Origin of the sequence: Pseudomonas sp. FW300-N2F2 (genome assembly GCF_017351655.1) — a bacterium.
In the GTDB taxonomy this organism is placed as follows: Bacteria; Pseudomonadota; Gammaproteobacteria; order Pseudomonadales; family Pseudomonadaceae; genus Aquipseudomonas; species Aquipseudomonas fluorescens_AA.
Map to the genome: position 1 here is coordinate 483,770 of NZ_JACNDQ010000004.1, position 14,715 is coordinate 498,484.

15 protein-coding genes and 2 pseudogenes are annotated in these 14,715 nt (G+C 62.5%); 12 read left to right on the forward strand and 5 right to left on the reverse strand.

Translation table 11 applies throughout. The features are described from left to right. Positions 1-198: 198 nt before the first annotated feature. The 8 genes and pseudogenes from J4E63_RS31450 to J4E63_RS28830 form a co-directional block, all read left to right on the forward strand. Positions 199-429: pseudogene (locus J4E63_RS31450) on the forward strand (sensor histidine kinase); the annotation flags it as partial. Then, entirely contained in the window at positions 426-1,172 is a 747-nt protein-coding gene (locus J4E63_RS28805) for a LytTR family DNA-binding domain-containing protein (RefSeq protein WP_060740100.1), read from the forward strand. The pseudogene J4E63_RS31450 and the gene J4E63_RS28805, both read left to right, overlap by 4 nt. Before the next feature lie 138 nt (positions 1,173-1,310). Continuing rightward, positions 1,311-2,252, forward strand: a complete 942-nt coding sequence (gene hemC / locus J4E63_RS28810; protein ID WP_207284031.1) for a hydroxymethylbilane synthase — start codon at positions 1,311-1,313, stop codon at positions 2,250-2,252. Continuing rightward, positions 2,249-2,995 (forward strand): annotated as a pseudogene (locus J4E63_RS31025) (uroporphyrinogen-III synthase); the annotation flags it as partial. The gene hemC and the pseudogene J4E63_RS31025, both read left to right, overlap by 4 nt. A gap of 36 nt (positions 2,996-3,031) precedes the next feature. Beyond that, positions 3,032-4,165 (forward strand): uroporphyrinogen-III C-methyltransferase, encoded by a 1,134-nt coding sequence (locus tag J4E63_RS31030; protein WP_310650723.1) that lies wholly within the window; start codon positions 3,032-3,034, stop codon positions 4,163-4,165. Continuing rightward, positions 4,162-5,409: a heme biosynthesis protein HemY gene (locus tag J4E63_RS28820; protein WP_207284033.1), complete on the forward strand. Its 1,248-nt coding sequence runs from the start codon at positions 4,162-4,164 to the stop codon at positions 5,407-5,409. Before J4E63_RS31030 ends, J4E63_RS28820 begins: the two co-directional genes overlap by 4 nt. Before the next feature lie 303 nt (positions 5,410-5,712). Further along, positions 5,713-6,255, forward strand: a complete 543-nt coding sequence (locus J4E63_RS28825; protein WP_192262542.1) for a disulfide bond formation protein B — start codon at positions 5,713-5,715, stop codon at positions 6,253-6,255. A 175-nt stretch (positions 6,256-6,430) separates the two neighbouring features. Beyond that, positions 6,431-6,889, forward strand: a complete 459-nt coding sequence (locus tag J4E63_RS28830; protein ID WP_060740104.1) for an Rsd/AlgQ family anti-sigma factor — start codon at positions 6,431-6,433, stop codon at positions 6,887-6,889. Positions 6,890-6,953: 64 nt separating this feature from the next. Here the strand turns inward: J4E63_RS28830 and J4E63_RS28835 are convergent, their stop codons facing one another. Beyond that, positions 6,954-7,619 (reverse strand): FKBP-type peptidyl-prolyl cis-trans isomerase, encoded by a 666-nt coding sequence (locus J4E63_RS28835; RefSeq protein ID WP_192262544.1) that lies wholly within the window; start codon positions 7,617-7,619, stop codon positions 6,954-6,956. A 191-nt stretch (positions 7,620-7,810) separates the two neighbouring features. On the opposite strand from J4E63_RS28835, the gene J4E63_RS28840 reads away from it, so the two are divergent. After that, positions 7,811-9,031, forward strand: a complete 1,221-nt coding sequence (locus tag J4E63_RS28840) for an AlgP family protein (RefSeq protein WP_207284034.1) — start codon at positions 7,811-7,813, stop codon at positions 9,029-9,031. On the opposite strand, the gene J4E63_RS28845 is transcribed toward J4E63_RS28840, so the two are convergent. Next, positions 9,028-9,492, reverse strand: coding sequence for a TIGR02444 family protein (locus J4E63_RS28845; RefSeq protein ID WP_207284035.1), 465 nt, complete (start codon positions 9,490-9,492; stop codon positions 9,028-9,030). The genes J4E63_RS28840 and J4E63_RS28845 overlap by 4 nt on opposite strands. A 50-nt stretch (positions 9,493-9,542) precedes the next feature. On the opposite strand from J4E63_RS28845, the gene J4E63_RS28850 reads away from it, so the two are divergent. The 3 genes from J4E63_RS28850 to rhtB all read left to right on the forward strand — a co-directional run bounded on the left by J4E63_RS28850 (position 9,543) and on the right by rhtB (position 12,769). Beyond that, positions 9,543-11,453, forward strand: a complete 1,911-nt coding sequence (locus J4E63_RS28850) for an ATP-binding cassette domain-containing protein (protein ID WP_207284036.1) — start codon at positions 9,543-9,545, stop codon at positions 11,451-11,453. Then, on the forward strand, positions 11,453-12,034 hold the full coding sequence (locus tag J4E63_RS28855; RefSeq protein ID WP_060740109.1) for a mechanosensitive ion channel family protein: 582 nt from the start codon (positions 11,453-11,455) through the stop codon (positions 12,032-12,034). The genes J4E63_RS28850 and J4E63_RS28855 overlap by 1 nt, the downstream gene beginning before the upstream one ends. A gap of 102 nt (positions 12,035-12,136) precedes the next feature. Beyond that, positions 12,137-12,769 carry a homoserine/homoserine lactone efflux protein gene (gene rhtB / locus J4E63_RS28860; protein ID WP_060740110.1) on the forward strand — a complete coding sequence of 211 codons (633 nt, stop codon included), beginning with the start codon at positions 12,137-12,139 and terminating at the stop codon, positions 12,767-12,769. Positions 12,770-12,846: 77 nt separating this feature from the next. Here rhtB and J4E63_RS28865 read toward each other — a convergent pair whose 3' ends face one another. The 3 genes from J4E63_RS28865 to J4E63_RS28875 all read right to left on the reverse strand — a co-directional run bounded on the left by J4E63_RS28865 (position 12,847) and on the right by J4E63_RS28875 (position 14,706). Beyond that, positions 12,847-13,590, reverse strand: a complete 744-nt coding sequence (locus tag J4E63_RS28865) for a hypothetical protein (RefSeq protein ID WP_060740111.1) — start codon at positions 13,588-13,590, stop codon at positions 12,847-12,849. Positions 13,591-13,593: 3 nt separating this feature from the next. Next, complete coding sequence (gene lpoB / locus J4E63_RS28870) at positions 13,594-14,181, reverse strand: penicillin-binding protein activator LpoB (protein WP_003177333.1); 588 nt, start codon at positions 14,179-14,181, stop codon at positions 13,594-13,596. A 153-nt stretch (positions 14,182-14,334) separates the two neighbouring features. Further along, on the reverse strand, positions 14,335-14,706 hold the full coding sequence (locus tag J4E63_RS28875; protein ID WP_003206754.1) for a YcfL family protein: 372 nt from the start codon (positions 14,704-14,706) through the stop codon (positions 14,335-14,337). Between the last annotated feature and the right edge of the window lie 9 nt (positions 14,707-14,715).

Genomic DNA, 14,715 nt, shown 5'->3' on the forward strand with positions numbered 1-14,715 from the left:
TTAAAGGCTGCGGCGGATGATAGCAGGGTTGCCGGGACTGGCGCTGGCACTGGTCGGCAGGTTTTTTCGATCTGGACCCGGGATCCAACCGGTTTTCGCATAACGATATTTTTCGATTGAGCAATATCATCGTGGCAACCGTCTACAGTGGACGGTAGGACTTTTGCTTTTTCCATCCATGGCGCACCGGACACATAGAAAAAGGGGGAGCTCATATTGGTCAGATCGACAGTTAACAATCCCTACGGCAACGCCGTGCGACAACGGGCCTCGGGCATCGGTCGGCAAGCGCTGGTAAAGATAGGCAACCGCCTCGCGGCACTTTTTGGCCCTCGAGCGAGTCTTAGCGTGGATCGCGGTGACGGATGTCACTTCCCCTGTCTACGCTATCCTTGTGCGAGACTCACGCAGGAATCCAGCGCAATATGAATGTCCTGATCGTTGATGACGAACCACTGGCCCGCGAGCGCCTGAGCCGAATGGTTGGCGAGCTCGAGGGTTACAGTGTCCTGGAGCCGAGCGCCACCAATGGCGACGAGGCATTGGCCCTTATTGACAGCCACAAGCCGGATATCGTGCTGCTCGACATTCGCATGCCTGGCCTGGACGGCCTGCAGGTGGCGGCGAAGTTGTGCGAACGAGAGTCGCCGCCCGCCGTGGTGTTCTGTACCACCCGGGACGACTTTCCACCCGAGGTGTTGCAGGCCGGTGCCGTGGGTTACCTGGTCAAGCCGGTGGCGTCCGAGGCGTTGCTCGAAGCCTTGCGCAAGGCCGAGCGACCCAACCGCGTGCAACTGGCGGCGCTGACCCGTCCGGCCGCCGAAAGCGGCAGTGGCCCACGCAGCCACATCAGTGCGCGCACCCGCAAAGGCATCGAGTTGATCCCCTTGAACCAGGTGGTCTACTTCATTGCCGACCATAAATACGTGACCTTGCGCCATGAGAGTGGCGAGGTGTTGCTGGACGAACCTCTCAAGGCCCTTGAAGACGAGTTCGGCGAACGCTTTGTACGCATCCACCGCAACGCCCTCGTGGCCCGCGAGCGCATCGAGCGTTTGCAACGCACCCCCCTTGGGCATTTCCAACTGTTCCTCAAAGGCCTCAATGGCGACGCGCTGATTGTCAGCCGGCGGCACGTGGCCGGCGTGCGCAAGATGATGCAGCAGCTTTAAGCCAGGCGGTCCAAGGCGTTCAACGCGTTTCATTTCCAGGATCTGGCGGCCAGGGAGGCCTTGGGGTCGTGATTCAAATCAAAGCGGTTTTGACTGAGCTGTTATTATCTGCCGTATCTTTTAAGTACGGATTGATCCATGTCCCCTCGCGAGATCCGCATCGCCACCCGTAAAAGTGCCTTGGCCCTCTGGCAGGCCGAATACGTCAAAGCCCGCCTGGAAGCGGCCCATCCCGGCCTGATCGTGACCCTGGTGCCCATGGTCAGTCGCGGTGACAAGCTGCTGGACTCGCCGCTGTCGAAAATCGGCGGCAAGGGCCTGTTCGTCAAAGAACTGGAAACCGCGCTGCTGGACAACGAAGCCGACATCGCCGTGCATTCGATGAAAGACGTGCCCATGGACTTTCCCCAAGGCCTGGGGCTGTTTTGCATCTGCGAGCGGGAAGACCCGCGCGATGCGTTCGTCTCCAACACCTTTGCCAGCCTTGAGGCGCTGCCTGCCGGGAGCGTGGTCGGCACGTCCAGCCTGCGTCGCCAGGCCCAATTGCTGACGCGTCGTCCGGACCTGCAAATCCGTTTCCTGCGCGGCAACGTCAACACGCGCCTGGCCAAGCTCGATGCCGGTGAGTACGACGCCATCATCCTCGCCGCCGCCGGCCTGATCCGCCTGGGCTTCGAAGACCGCATCACCTCGGCCATCAGTGTCGACGACAGCCTGCCAGCCGGTGGGCAAGGGGCGGTGGGTATCGAGTGCCGCAGCGCCGACAGCGACATCCATGCCCTGCTGGCACCGCTGCACCATACAGACACCGCCACGCGAGTATTCGCCGAACGCGCGCTGAACAAACACCTCAATGGCGGCTGCCAAGTACCGATTGCCTGTTACGCCGTGCTGGAGGGCGAACAGGTCTGGTTGCGCGGCCTGGTGGGGGATCCCAACGGGGGCCGGCTGCTCAGCGCCGAAGCCCGGGCACCGCGCCAGGATGCCGAGGCGTTGGGCGTGCGGGTGGCTGAAGACTTGTTGAGCCAGGGCGCCGCCGACATTCTCAAGGCGGTCTACGGCGAGGCCGGCCACGCGTGACGGGTTGGCGGCTGTTGCTCACCCGGCCGGCGGACGAGTCGTCGGCGCTGGCGGCTGTCCTGGCCGAAGCGGGGGTCTACAGCAGCAGCTTGCCGTTGCTGGATATCGAGCCGGTCCCGCTGTCCGATGCCGGGCGGGCGATATTCCAGGCACTGGATCAATACTCTGCCGTGATCGTGGTCAGCAAGCCGGCCGCACGCCTGTGCGTCGAGCTGCTGCGCCAACACTGGCCCCAGCCTCCAGACCAACCCTGGTTCAGCGTGGGCGCGGCCACCGGACAGATCCTTGCCGATGCCGGCCTCACGGTGTTTTATCCCGATAACGGCGACGACAGCGAAGCCTTGCTGGAACACCTGGTCTTGCGCCAGGCTGTTTCGCGGCCCGACCCCAAGGTCTTGATCGTGCGGGGCGAAGGCGGGCGTGGCTTGCTGGCAGAGCGTTTGCGCGAGCAAGGTGCTAGTGTCGATTATCTGGAATTGTACCGCCGCCACTTGCCCAGTTACGGTGAAGGGGCGTTGCCGGCGATAGTCGAAGCGGAACGCTTGAACGCACTGGTGGTCAGCAGTGGGCAGGGCTTCGAGCATCTGCAGCGGTTGGCCGGCGATGCGTGGCCAGCCCTGGCGCGGTTACCGTTGTTTGTTCCAAGCCCAAGGGTTGCCGAGATGGCGCGTGCCGCCGGGGCCCGAACAGTTGTGGATTGCCGTGGCGCCAATGCCGCGGCTTTGCTGGCGGCGTTACGGGAACACTCCGTGCCGTTTTCTAATGCAAAGGATGGATACGTGAGCGAAACAGCCTTGCCAAAAGAAGATCTAGACCAGCCAGCGATCGATGCGCCGGTTGAACCCCCGCCCCCAGTTGCGCCGCGCCGCGGCAACGGGTTGGCCATTGTTGCCTTGCTGCTCGGCGCCGCCGGTGTCGCTGTGGGCGGTTGGGGCGTGTGGCAGGTACGTCACCTGCAAACCAATAACCAGCAGCAGTCCGCCCAGGTCCAGGCGCTGAACGACCAGGCCCAGACCCTCAAGCTCAACGAGCAACGCCTGAGCGAGCGCCTGGCGCAATTGCCCCCGGCCGAAGAGCTGGAGGAGCGGCGGCGCCAGGTGGCCCAGTTGCAAGGTGATCAGCAGCACCTGAACCAGCGCCTGGAAACCGTGCTGGGTGCCAGCCGCAAGGATTGGCGCCTGGCGGAGGCCGAGCACCTGTTGCGCCTGGCCAGCCTGCGTCTTTCCGCCCTGCAAGACATCGACAGTGCCCAGGCGCTGGTCCAGGGCGCTGACGAAATCCTGCGCGAACAGAACGACCCCGGTTCGTTCGCCGCCCGCGAGCAACTGGCCAAGACCCTCGCTGCGCTGCGCAGCACCGAACAACCGGATCGTACCGGGCTGTTCCTGCAACTGGGCGCCTTGCGTGACCAGGTGCTGCAACTGACCGAACTGGCACCCGAGTACAAGGATCGGGGCGAGTCGCTGCTGGGCCTGACCGCCGACGGCGATGGGGCCAGCCGGTGGGCGCAGTGGTGGGACCAGATCTCGCGCTACATCCGCATCGACTTCAACGCCGACGAGAACGTCCGTCCGCTGCTGGCCGGACAAAGCCTCGTGCAAGTGCGCCTGGCCTTGAGCCTGGCGCTGGAGCAGGCGCAATGGGCCGCCCTCAATGGTCAGGCGCCGGTATACACCCAGGCGCTGACCGAGGCCCGGGACGTATTGGCGAACAACTTCAACCAGGACAATCCGCAAAGCAAAATCATGCTCGAACGCGTGGGTGAGCTGTCCAAGCAGCCGGTGACGGTGGTCACCCCGGACCTCACGGGCACGCTGAGCAGCGTCCAGGCCTACCTTGAGCGTCGCAACCTCAATGCCCAGGAATCGGTCAAGCCGCTGCCCGCGCCAGGCGCGCAGGAGGCCACGCCATGAAGCGTCTCTACGTGATTCTGTTCGTGGTCATCGCTGCCGCAGCTTTGCTGGGCGTAGCGATTGCCGAGCATTCGGGTTACGTGTTGGTGGCGTACAAGAACTTCCGTTATGAAGCTGGCCTGTGGGTCACCCTGGCCCTGGTGGCGGTGCTCTGGCTGGTGTGGCGAGGCCTGAGGGCGCTGATTGGGCTGGTGACCACGTCCAGCGGCGTGGTCAACCCGTGGTCGCGACGCAACCGCAGCCGTCGGGTGCAAGTGGCGATCGAACACGGCCAGTTGGACCTGGCCGAAGGTCGCTGGGCCAGTGCCCAACGCCATCTGCATCGTGCCGCCGAAGCCGAGCGCCAGCCGCTGCTGTATTATCTGGGGGCCGCCCGCGCGGCCAACGAACAAGGGCTTTACGAACAGAGCGACAGTTTGCTCGAGCGCGCCCTGGAGCGTCAGCCCCAGGCGGAACTGGCCATTGCCCTGACGCACGCGCAATTGCAGATGGATCGAGGTGACACGGATGGCGCATTGAGCACGCTGCAAGCCATGCATGAGCGTCACCCCCATAACGCCCAGGTCCTGCGCCAATTGCAACGGCTGCATCAGCAGCGCGGCGATTGGTCGGCGGTGATCCGGCTGTTGCCGGAGCTGCGCAAGGATAAAGTCCTGCCGCCGGCCGAACTGGCTGAACTGGAGCGGCGTGCCTGGGGCGAAAACCTGACCCTGGCGGCCCACCGCGAGGAGGACGGCAGCGTCGGTTTGCAGTCGCTCAATCGCGCCTGGCAACAACTGACCTCCGCACAGCGCCAGGAGCCGGCGCTGGTGCTGGCCTATGCCGAGCAATTGCGCCAGTTGGGCGCCCAGGTCGAAGCCGAAGAGGTGCTGCGCAGCGCGCTCAAGCGTCACTATGACAGCCATCTGGCGCGCCTGTACGGGCTGGTGCGCGGCAGTGATCCGATCCGCCAGTTGCAAGCGGCCGAAGGCTGGCTCAAGGACCACCCGGCCGACCCGAGCCTGTTGCTGACCCTGGGGCGCCTATGCCTGCAGAACAGCTTGTGGGGCAAGGCGCGGGATTATCTGGAAAGCAGTTTGCGCGTCCAGCGCAATCCCGAAGCCTGCGCCGAACTGGCACGCCTGCTGGCGCAACTGGGGGATGCCGAGCGCAGCAACCAGTTGTTCCAGGAGGGGTTGGGGCTGTTGGATGAGCGTCTGCTGGCCGCGCCGCTGCCGGTTCCGGCCCAGGTCTTCTCCACTTGAGATGAGTCATTGTGGCGCTCCCGCATGGGTGGGAGCAAAGCTTGCTCGCGAACAGGCACCTCGGTTTCTCAAAGACCGCGTCGTCTTCATCGCGGGCAAGCCTTGCCCCCACCGGTGACACCCGTTTGTTTTTGGAGCTTTGGTCATACCTTCAGCAAAGTCCTACAGCTGACCGCGCCGAATCCTCTTCGACCTGTCGGGAATTCCCTACACCCCTGATGAAGTGTCTGCGCGGGGCTGCCTTGAAAGGCCCGAGGGCTTTCCTCTACCGTAACTGCTTGTCTCTTCTGTTACGGAATCGCCATGTCTTTGGCCAGCTCACGCTTCTCGTTTCTCATGGCTTCCATCGCCGCCGCCCTGGCTTTGGGCATCAGCACTTATCTGGAGTATTCGGCCGGCCTGACGCCTTGCAGTCTGTGTGTCTTGCAGCGGTTGTGCCTGATGCTGTTCCTGGCGAACAGCCTCGTAGCGTGCGTACACGGTCCAGGCCAACGAGGCAGTCTCTTCTATGGCGCCGCAGGATTGGTTTTTGCGACCGGGGGCATGACCCTGGCGTGGCGTCAGGTCCTGATGCAAAGCCGCTCGTTCGAGTCGTTATCCGATTGTGCCGCACAGCTCAACCCGACGAGGTCATGGTGGTGCGCGTTGCATCGTGTCCTCGACGGCGACGTCGACTGCGCGAATATCACGTGGACGCTGTTCGACCTGAGCATCCCCGAGTGGAGCCTGTTATTTTTTCTCGCGGTGTCCAGCGCCATGACTTACCTGCTGCTGCGCCTTGCCTGGAGTGCTCTGGTACGACCGCTCAGCGGCGAGACGTCGCAGTTGGTCCGGGCCCTGGATTAAACACTTGTATGAACTTTATCTCCTGCGTACCTTGAAGCCGTTGTCGTGCGGGCATAATCTGGCCCGCACGTGTTATTGGAATTGTGCCGCTCGATCATGTTGTGTCTGGCTTGTCCCTGGTCATCAGGCGTGCACAGGCTGCGAGGGGGCATGACTCACAAGGGAAGAAATCACCATGCTCGAAAGTTGTCAGAATGCTCAGGAACGCTGGGGTGGAGTGCATCTGCTGATCGATCGCTGGCTGCAGGAGCGTCACGAACTGGTTCGGGCCTACGATGATCTCGGCGCCAAGCCTGAAGCCCTGAGCGAAAGCCGCAAACCCTTGCAGGATTTCTGCGGCGTGCTGGTCGACTATGTGTCTGCCGGTCATTTCGAGATATACGAACAACTGACGGGCGAGGCCAAGGCCTTCAACGACAAGCGCGGCCTTGAACTGGCCGAGACGATCTACCCGCGCATCGATGTCATCACCGAGAAGCTGCTGGCGTTCAACGACCTGTGCGATGAAGGCAAGTGCGTAGCGGAAAAATTCAAGGAGCTGGGCGGCTTGCTGCACGAGCGTTTCGAGTTGGAAGACTGCCTGATCGAAGTGCTGCACAACGCTCACAAGGAAGAAGCTGCGGTCCAGGCCTGAGGGTTCGCGGTCATGAAAAAACGGTGCGCATTGCGCACCGTTTTTCGTTGGGTCAGGGCCGGCGTCAGGTCGTCGCGCCCAGCAACTCGATTTCAAACACCAACGGTGTGTACGGCGGGATCACATCCCCGGCCCCTTCAGCGCCATAGGCCAGGGACGACGGAATCACCAGCCGCCATTTCGCGCCGACCGGCATTTGCGGCAATGCACTGCGCCAACCATCAATCACACTGTCAAGATTGAACCACTGTGCCTGGCGGTTTGAATCGAAGACGGTGCCGTCTGGCAATCGACCGGTATACAGCACCTGGACCTTGCCGTGAGGGCTGGCTTTGGCGCCATGGCCCGGCTTGATTTCGGTCAGCAGGATGCCGTCAGCCAGTTGCTGGACCCCGGGCCGGTTTTTTTCTTCGGTGAGAAATTTCTGCTCGGTTTTCAACGCAGCTTCGGCCTGCGGCGTTGTCGATGGCGCGTTCAGTTGCGCCTGGTGCTCGGCCAGGATCTGTTCGATGCGTTCATCTTTCAGGGCCAGCGGTTTGCCCAGGTAGGCCTGTTGCAAACCTTCGACCAAGGCTTTGATCTGCAAGTCCGGCACGTCCTGGCGCAGGCGTTCGCCGAGGCTGGCGCCCAGGCTGTAAGCCAGATCGTGGGCATCGTTTGCGCTGGTTTTTTCAACGGCCTGGACCGTGGCGCAAGCCATGCACAGGAATAAAAACAGGTGACGCGACATGTGTGCTCTCCGGCCTCGAATCGAGGAATTATGCCAGTGTCGATATCTGTAGAGGTGGATTGCCAAGGCACTGGCGCAGAAGATTTTTCGTCCCTTGCAACGCAACGTCTTGTGTACTGTCAACATGCCCTAGCGGCGGTTGCAGCAGAGGTCTAGTATGAGCCGCACTCACGTCAGTCAGGAGGTAAACCATGTCGGCCACCAAGAAGCCTGTAAACACTCCGTTGCACTTGCTCCAACAACTCTCGGGCAGCTTGCTCGAACATCTGGAAAACGCCTGCTCCCAAGCCCTGGCTGATGCTGAAAAACTGCTCGCCAAACTGGAAAAGCAACGCGGCAAAGCGCAGGAAAAACTGCACAAGTCGCGCACCAAATTGCAAGACGCAGCTACCGCTGGCAAGGCCAAGGCGCAAGCCAAGGCCAAAGATATCGTGAAAGAGCTCGAAGACCTGCTCGATGCCTTGAAGGATCGTCAGTCCGAAACCCGCGCCTACATTTTGCAACTCAAGCGTGATGCCCAGGAAAGCCTGAAACTGGCCCAGGGTGTCGGTCGTGTGCAAGAAGCTGCGGGCAAGGCGCTGTCGCTTCGTGCTGCCAAGCCTGCCGCTGTATCGGCCAAGAAGCCGGCGGCTAAACCCGCCGTGGTAAAAGCACCGGCCAAAGTCGCAGCCAAACCTGCCGCCAAGGCACCGGCCAAGGCGGCCAGCAAACCAGCTGCCAAACCCGTCGCTGCCAGCGCTGCAAAACCTGCGGCAAAAAAACCAGCCGTCAAGGCTGCTGCCAAGCCAGCCGCAAAAACGGCGGCCGCTAAACCTGCCGCTGCCAAGCCCGCTGTAAAAGCCGCCGCTAAACCAGCAACAAAAGTTGTAGCCAAGCCTGCCGCTAAAACCGCCGCCGCAAAACCTGCCGCGCCGAAAACCGCTGCCGCTAAACCGGCTGCCAAAGCGGCGGTAAAATCCACTGCCAAACCTGCTGCGGCCAAGCCTGTTGCGAAAACGGCTGCCAAGCCCGTCGCTGCCAAAGCAGCGACTAAACCCGCTGCCAAACCAGCCGCTGCCAAGCCTGCTGCCGCGAAACCAACGGCTGCCAAACCAGCCGCTGCCAAGCCTGCTGCCGCGAAGCCAACGGCTGCCAAACCAGCCGCTGCCAAACCTGCTGCCGCGAAGCCAACAGCTGCCAAGCCCGCTACGGCCAAGCCAGCTGCCGCCAAGCCCGCCGCCAAGCCCGCCGCTAAACCGGCCGTGAAAAAGCCAGTCGCTGCAAAACCTGCGACTGCGCCAGCCGCCAAGCCTGCGACACCGGCTCCGGCTCCGACCGCGACGCCTGCGCCTACCGCCAGCACTCCGGCCTCGGCGACCAGCCCAGCCGCCGTTGCGCCGACCACCAGCAGCACCCCAACCAGCGCTTCCTAAGTGCCGGACACCGCGACGCGCAGCTGATGCAGCGCGTCGCGGCTCGCTGGTTCGGCATTCGCCGCCAGCCGTTGCAGCCATAGCGCTGAATCGTTCCGTTGTTCCTCAGGCCAATCCTCGGCCGCCGCCTGCAATCGTTCCAGCAATCGTCGTTCGGCTTCCAATTCCAGTCGCTTGACCTGTTCGCGCAGGCTATCGAGTGCCGTGTCTTGCCGGGCACCGGTTTTCCACTGGCTGCGAAGCGCGCGCAAGGGTCTTACCACCTCTGCCTCCCAAGGCTCGGTCAATTGTCGAAGCTGTTGCAGCCGTTGTTCATTGCAGGCCACGCCGCGTCGTTCCAGCCACAGTCCGCAAAGCAGCAGGCAGACATTGACGCCGGCGCTCTGCAGCGTCAGGCACGCAGGCTCCACGCCAGGCTTGGCATAGAGGTCGAGGGAGAAACTCCACAGGTCAGGGGACATCGTGCTACTCGCGCCAGTTGCGAGCGAAGCTGGTAGACTCCGCCGCCATTATGATCCGACTTCAGAACCTGACTTTACAGCGTGGCCCGCAACGTCTGCTAGAAGACGCCGAGCTGACCCTGCACGCCGGCCACAAAGCCGGCCTCATCGGTGCCAACGGCGCCGGCAAATCGAGCCTGTTCGCCTTGCTGCGAGGCGAGCTGCACCCGGACTCGGGCGATTGCCTGCTGCCGGCCGACTGGCGTATCGCTCACATGCGCCAGGAGGTCGACACCCTCGATCGTCTGGCGGTGGACTACGTGCTCGATGGCGACCTGCGCCTGCGCCAGGTGCAGCGTGACCTGGCGGCAGCCGAAGCGGCCCACGACGGTGCCGCACAGGCCCGCCTGCACGCGGAACTCGACAGTGCCGACGGCTATACCGCCGATGCCCGCGCGCGCAAGCTGCTCGCTGGCCTGGGTTTTACCAATGAACAGATGGACCGCCAGGTCGGGGACTTCTCCGGTGGCTGGCGGATGCGCCTGAACCTGGCGCAGGCCCTGATGTGCCCTTCGGATCTGCTGCTGCTCGATGAACCGACCAACCACTTGGACCTCGACGCCATCATCTGGCTCGAAGACTGGCTCAAGGGTTACCCGGGCACGCTGCTGCTGATTTCCCACGACCGCGATTTCCTCGACGCGGTGGTGGATCACGTGGCCCATGTCGACCAGCGCAAGCTCACCTTGTACCGCGGCGGCTACAGTGCCTTCGAGCGCGCCCGTGCCGAACGCCTGGCCCAGCAACAGCAGGCCTACGAGAAGCAACAGGCGCAACGTGCGCACATGGAAAGCTACATCGCCCGCTTCAAGGCCCAGGCCACCAAGGCCCGCCAGGCCCAGAGCCGGATCAAGGCGCTGGAGCGGATGGAAGAGCTGTCGGCGGCCCACGTCGATTCACCGTTCGATTTTGTCTTCCGCGAATCGACCAAGATTTCCAGCCCGTTGATCGACCTGTCCGACGCGCGCCTGGGTTATGGCGACAAGACCGTGCTGGAGAAGGTCAAGCTGCAACTGACCCCGGGTGCGCGGATCGGTCTGCTGGGCCCCAACGGTGCCGGTAAGTCGACCCTGATCAAGAACCTCTCGGGCGAACTCCAGCCATTGGCTGGCCGCTTGACCCGAGGCGAGAACACCGTCGTTGGCTATTTCGCCCAGCACCAGCTCGATTCCCTGGATTCCAAGGCCAGCCCGCTGCTGCACCTGCAACGCCTGGCGCCAACCGAGCGCGAGCAAACCCTGCGCGATTTCCTCGGTGGGTTCGATTTCCGCGGGGCGCGCATCGACGAGCCGGTGTTGAATTTCTCCGGTGGCGAAAAGGCGCGCCTGGCGCTGGCGTTGATCGCCTGGGGCCGGCCGAACCTGTTGCTGCTCGACGAACCGACCAACCACCTGGACCTGGAAATGCGCCTGGCCCTGACCATGGCCTTGCAGGAATTCACTGGCGCGGTGTTGGTGGTGTCCCATGATCGGCATTTGCTCAAGAGCACCACGGATAATTTCTTCCTGGTCGCCGACGGCAAGGTCGAGGAGTTCGACGGTGACCTGGAAGACTATGCCCGTTGGCTGGTGGAATACCGCCAGCGCAACGCGCCGGTCAGCAGCACGCCGGTCAACCCGGACAAGACCGACAAAAAGGCCCAGCGCCAGGCCGCCGCCGCATTGCGCCAGCAACTGGCGCCGCACAAGCGTGAGGCCGACAAGCTCGAAGCCGAGCTGGGCAAGCTGCATGAAAAGCTGCAGAAAATCGAAACCAGCCTGGGCGACAGCGGTCTCTACGAGGCGGCGCGCAAGGATGAGTTGCGTGACCTGCTGGCCGAACAGGCCAAGCTGAAGGTTCGGGAAGCGGAGCTCGAGGAGGCGTGGATGCAAGCGCTGGAACTGCTGGAAAACCTGCAAGCGGAGTTGGAGGCGTTGTCCTGATGGAAGCGTTGGCGTTGCCTGTTCCTGTCATGTGGATCGAGCCGATCTGGCTCGGTGTGCAAATCCTGCTGATCCTGGTGGCCGGTTATGTCTCGCAGCGCTTCGTCGCGCGTGCGCTCACAGGCCTGGGTGAGCGTTACCCGCTTCCACCCCAACTGGTGATTATCCTGCGGGGCGTGCTGCGCTGGCTGATCATGGGGACTGCGGTGCTGGTGGTGCTCGAACGCCTGGGCGTCTCGGCCACGGTGCTGTGGACGGCTCTGTCGGGTTTTGTCGCGGTGGCAGCGGTGGCGTTCTTCGCCATCTGGAGCGTGCTGTCCAACCTGTTCTGCGCCGTGTTGATCTACACCGTCGGACCGTTTCGCCTGGGCGATGTGGTCGAGTTGGTGGATACCACCGACAAGCCCGGCATCAAAGGGCGCGTGGTGGCGATCAATCTGCTGTACACCACGCTGATCGAGCCCGAGGAACTCGGCACCGGCAGCGCCATGGTGCAAGTGCCCAACAGTCTGTTTTTCCAGCGTTCGGTACGGCGCTGGCGTGGCAGCGAAGCGTTTCCGGTGGGTGGGTTCGTCGAATAACCTGGTCTCGCCGATTGGCTTTTTTTTGCAAAAAAGCGATGGTCAATCCTGCGGCGGCGCATTAGCTTAGTCGTTTTCGACGAGTCCGAGCCGAGGTGTGCAATGGTGCTGGAAACATGGCTGGCGTTTTTCGCCGCCTGTTGGGTGATCAGTCTTTCCCCGGGCGCCGGTGCCATTGCATCGATGTCCAGTGGCTTGCGCTACGGGTTTTGGCGCGGTTACTGGAATGCCCTGGGCCTGCAACTGGGCCTGGCGCTGCAAATCGTGATCGTCGCCGCGGGTGTTGGCGCGATCCTCACGGCGTCGGCCACCGCGTTCTATGCAATCAAGTGGTTCGGCGTGGCCTACCTGGTCTACCTGGGGGTCAAACAGTGGCGAGCCATTCCCGGTGACATGACTGATGACGCGGCCCCGCGGCCCATCGGCAAACCCCTGGCACTGGTGTTTCGCGGCTTTCTGGTCAACGTCAGCAACCCCAAGGCGCTGGTGTTCATGCTGGCGGTGTTGCCGCAGTTCATCAATCCCCATGCACCGTTGATCCCGCAATACCTGATCCTGGGCGTCACAATGATCGTCGTCGATCTCATCGTCATGGCCGGGTACACCGGGCTGGCGTCCAAAGTCCTGCGCCTGCTGCGCACACCGAAGCAGCAACGGCGGATGAACCGCGCCTTCGCGGGTATGTTCATTGGCGCGGCGGGTTTGCTCGCGACGATTCGCAAGGCTGCGGTGTAGCCGGCTTATACACAACACCTGTGGCGAGGGAGCAAGCTCCCTCGCCACAAAAGCACCTACCTATCCCGCGGTGTGGCTCAGCGCAGGATCACCGGCGCGGTATCCCGGGGCAGATTGTTGCGCTGCATCGGCTCGCCGGGCTGTTGGTAGCTCGGGCCACCGAGTTGTTCGCTCAGCTGCCGCGCCACGTCTTCACCCAGGGCCTTGGACACTTCGCGCACCACCCGTGGACGGTTGAGGCTGATGCGCACGTCCCGGTGGTTCAACAACTTGGTGTCCTGGCCTTCGCCCATGGCCGTAAAGGCCGAGGTGATTTCGTAGGTCTTGGTGTTGATCAAGCTGAAGTCCGCCACCAGGGTCAGCGCCAGCACGGCCGAGTAGCTGTCGGTGTTGGCCAGTTCGTTGATGTCGCGGGTGAAGTCGATGTCCGACACCGTGCCGAACAGCACGTAGTCGGCACCCTTGAAGTTCCCGGCCTTGATGCGCTTGATGACGTCATAGACGTCGCCACTGGACGCCGCCGTGTGGGGCGTGCCCTGGGTCAGCTGGAACATCCCGCTGCGCAGGATCTCGCCCTTGATGTCGCCGGTGAATTTGCGCAGTTCACCCTGCTCGATGTAGCTGCTGGTGGCTTCCATCTCGTCGTAGCTCGAGGAAGCGCTGGCGCTGTAGGGGTTCGCCTGGAAGTTGCTCTGCGCTGAAACGGTGTGGATGTATTCCTCCACCCGCTCCTGGTACGCCAGGTCGGTCACCGCGACTTTTGGGGCCGCCTGCGCGCTGAATGCGCAGGCCAGGGCCATGATGCCTATCCATGTGCGCATGGCTTAGCGCTCCGTGGTCTTGCGGATTTCTTTTTCGTCCATCCACTCGGCCAGACCGCTCTCGACGTCGATCAATTGCAGGCTGAATTTGTAGAAGACGTCCTTGTAGTCGCTGCTGCGCTTGACGATCGAGCTGATGGAGCCCTCGAGGCGGTACTTGGCCGCGATCATGTTGCCGGTCTTGGCCACGGTGCTTTTCTTGTACAGGCCGCTCTGGTTCTGCAGCTTGAGCTGGTCGACCTGGCTGTCCATGGCGGTGTTGTCGCTGGCGAAACGGGCAGCGCCGGTCTTCATCAGCTGGGTCTTGATGCTGGTGGTGATTTCGCGGGTGTCGATGTATTCGCTGGTCTTGTTCTTCACGTCATAGACCTGGACCACCGGGCGACCCTGCAGGATGCCGGACTGGGCCAGGGAGCGGGTCATGGACTCGGCGATCATTTGCAGGTCGGTGGAGCCGAACTCGTTGGTCACGGTTTCCACGGCCTTGGTATCGCCGTAGCTGATGTTCTTGTTGCCCAGGACCGGCGAGTTGTTGGCACAGCCGCTGACCAGCAGGGCGGCGAGGGCGAGGGATGAAATGCGTACGAACATGTAGGGGCTCTCGAAAACTGAAAAAGGGATAACGCGTCACTCGGGCGTTTTTGTGGGAGCGAGCTTGCTCGCGATAGCCGTGTGTCAGTCACATCATGGCTGGCTGATCCAGCGCTATCGCGAGCAAGCTCGCTCCCACAGTTTTTTGCGTTTTTAAGGGGTATTGATTTCCAAGCGGAAGTCCACGGCCTTGGGCGTCGGGGCGATGGCCGGCAGGAAGCTGGTCTGTTCGCCGTACAGCGTCAGGCTTTTCCAGGTTTCTTCCTCGGCGATCGGAAAACCTTCCGGCCCCAACCAGGCAAAGCGGTAGTACATCGTCTTGTTGTTGTAGCTGGTGTTGCTCAACTGGACATTGACGGTCATGTAGCCGTTTTCCCGGGCCACGCGCATGGCGCCGACCACGATGTTCTTGGTCTTGCCCATCGCCACGACCTTGCTGGCGGCGCTGCCCGGCTCCGGTGGCGGCGGGGTGGCGCAACCGGCCAGCAAGGCCAGGGCGCCGACGGCGATCAGTTTTAAACGCATGTGAACAAG

Excerpts from the sequence above, each read along its gene's own strand:
- J4E63_RS28850 (WP_207284036.1), top strand. The coding sequence starts at position 9,543 with ATGATCCGACTTCAGAACCTGACTTTACAGCGTGGCCCGCAACGTCTG.
- rhtB (WP_060740110.1), top strand. The coding sequence starts at position 12,137 with ATGGTGCTGGAAACATGGCTGGCGTTTTTCGCCGCCTGTTGGGTGATC.
- lpoB (WP_003177333.1), bottom strand. The coding sequence starts at position 14,181 with ATGTTCGTACGCATTTCATCCCTCGCCCTCGCCGCCCTGCTGGTCAGC.
- J4E63_RS28845 (WP_207284035.1), bottom strand. The coding sequence starts at position 9,492 with ATGTCCCCTGACCTGTGGAGTTTCTCCCTCGACCTCTATGCCAAGCCT.
- J4E63_RS28825 (WP_192262542.1), top strand. The coding sequence starts at position 5,713 with ATGTCTTTGGCCAGCTCACGCTTCTCGTTTCTCATGGCTTCCATCGCC.
- J4E63_RS28830 (WP_060740104.1), top strand. The coding sequence starts at position 6,431 with ATGCTCGAAAGTTGTCAGAATGCTCAGGAACGCTGGGGTGGAGTGCAT.
- J4E63_RS28840 (WP_207284034.1), top strand. The coding sequence starts at position 7,811 with ATGTCGGCCACCAAGAAGCCTGTAAACACTCCGTTGCACTTGCTCCAA.
- J4E63_RS28805 (WP_060740100.1), top strand. The coding sequence starts at position 426 with ATGAATGTCCTGATCGTTGATGACGAACCACTGGCCCGCGAGCGCCTG.
- J4E63_RS28855 (WP_060740109.1), top strand. The coding sequence starts at position 11,453 with ATGGAAGCGTTGGCGTTGCCTGTTCCTGTCATGTGGATCGAGCCGATC.
- hemC (WP_207284031.1), top strand. The coding sequence starts at position 1,311 with ATGTCCCCTCGCGAGATCCGCATCGCCACCCGTAAAAGTGCCTTGGCC.
- J4E63_RS28820 (WP_207284033.1), top strand. The coding sequence starts at position 4,162 with ATGAAGCGTCTCTACGTGATTCTGTTCGTGGTCATCGCTGCCGCAGCT.
- J4E63_RS28875 (WP_003206754.1), bottom strand. The coding sequence starts at position 14,706 with ATGCGTTTAAAACTGATCGCCGTCGGCGCCCTGGCCTTGCTGGCCGGT.
- J4E63_RS28865 (WP_060740111.1), bottom strand. The coding sequence starts at position 13,590 with ATGCGCACATGGATAGGCATCATGGCCCTGGCCTGCGCATTCAGCGCG.
- J4E63_RS28835 (WP_192262544.1), bottom strand. The coding sequence starts at position 7,619 with ATGTCGCGTCACCTGTTTTTATTCCTGTGCATGGCTTGCGCCACGGTC.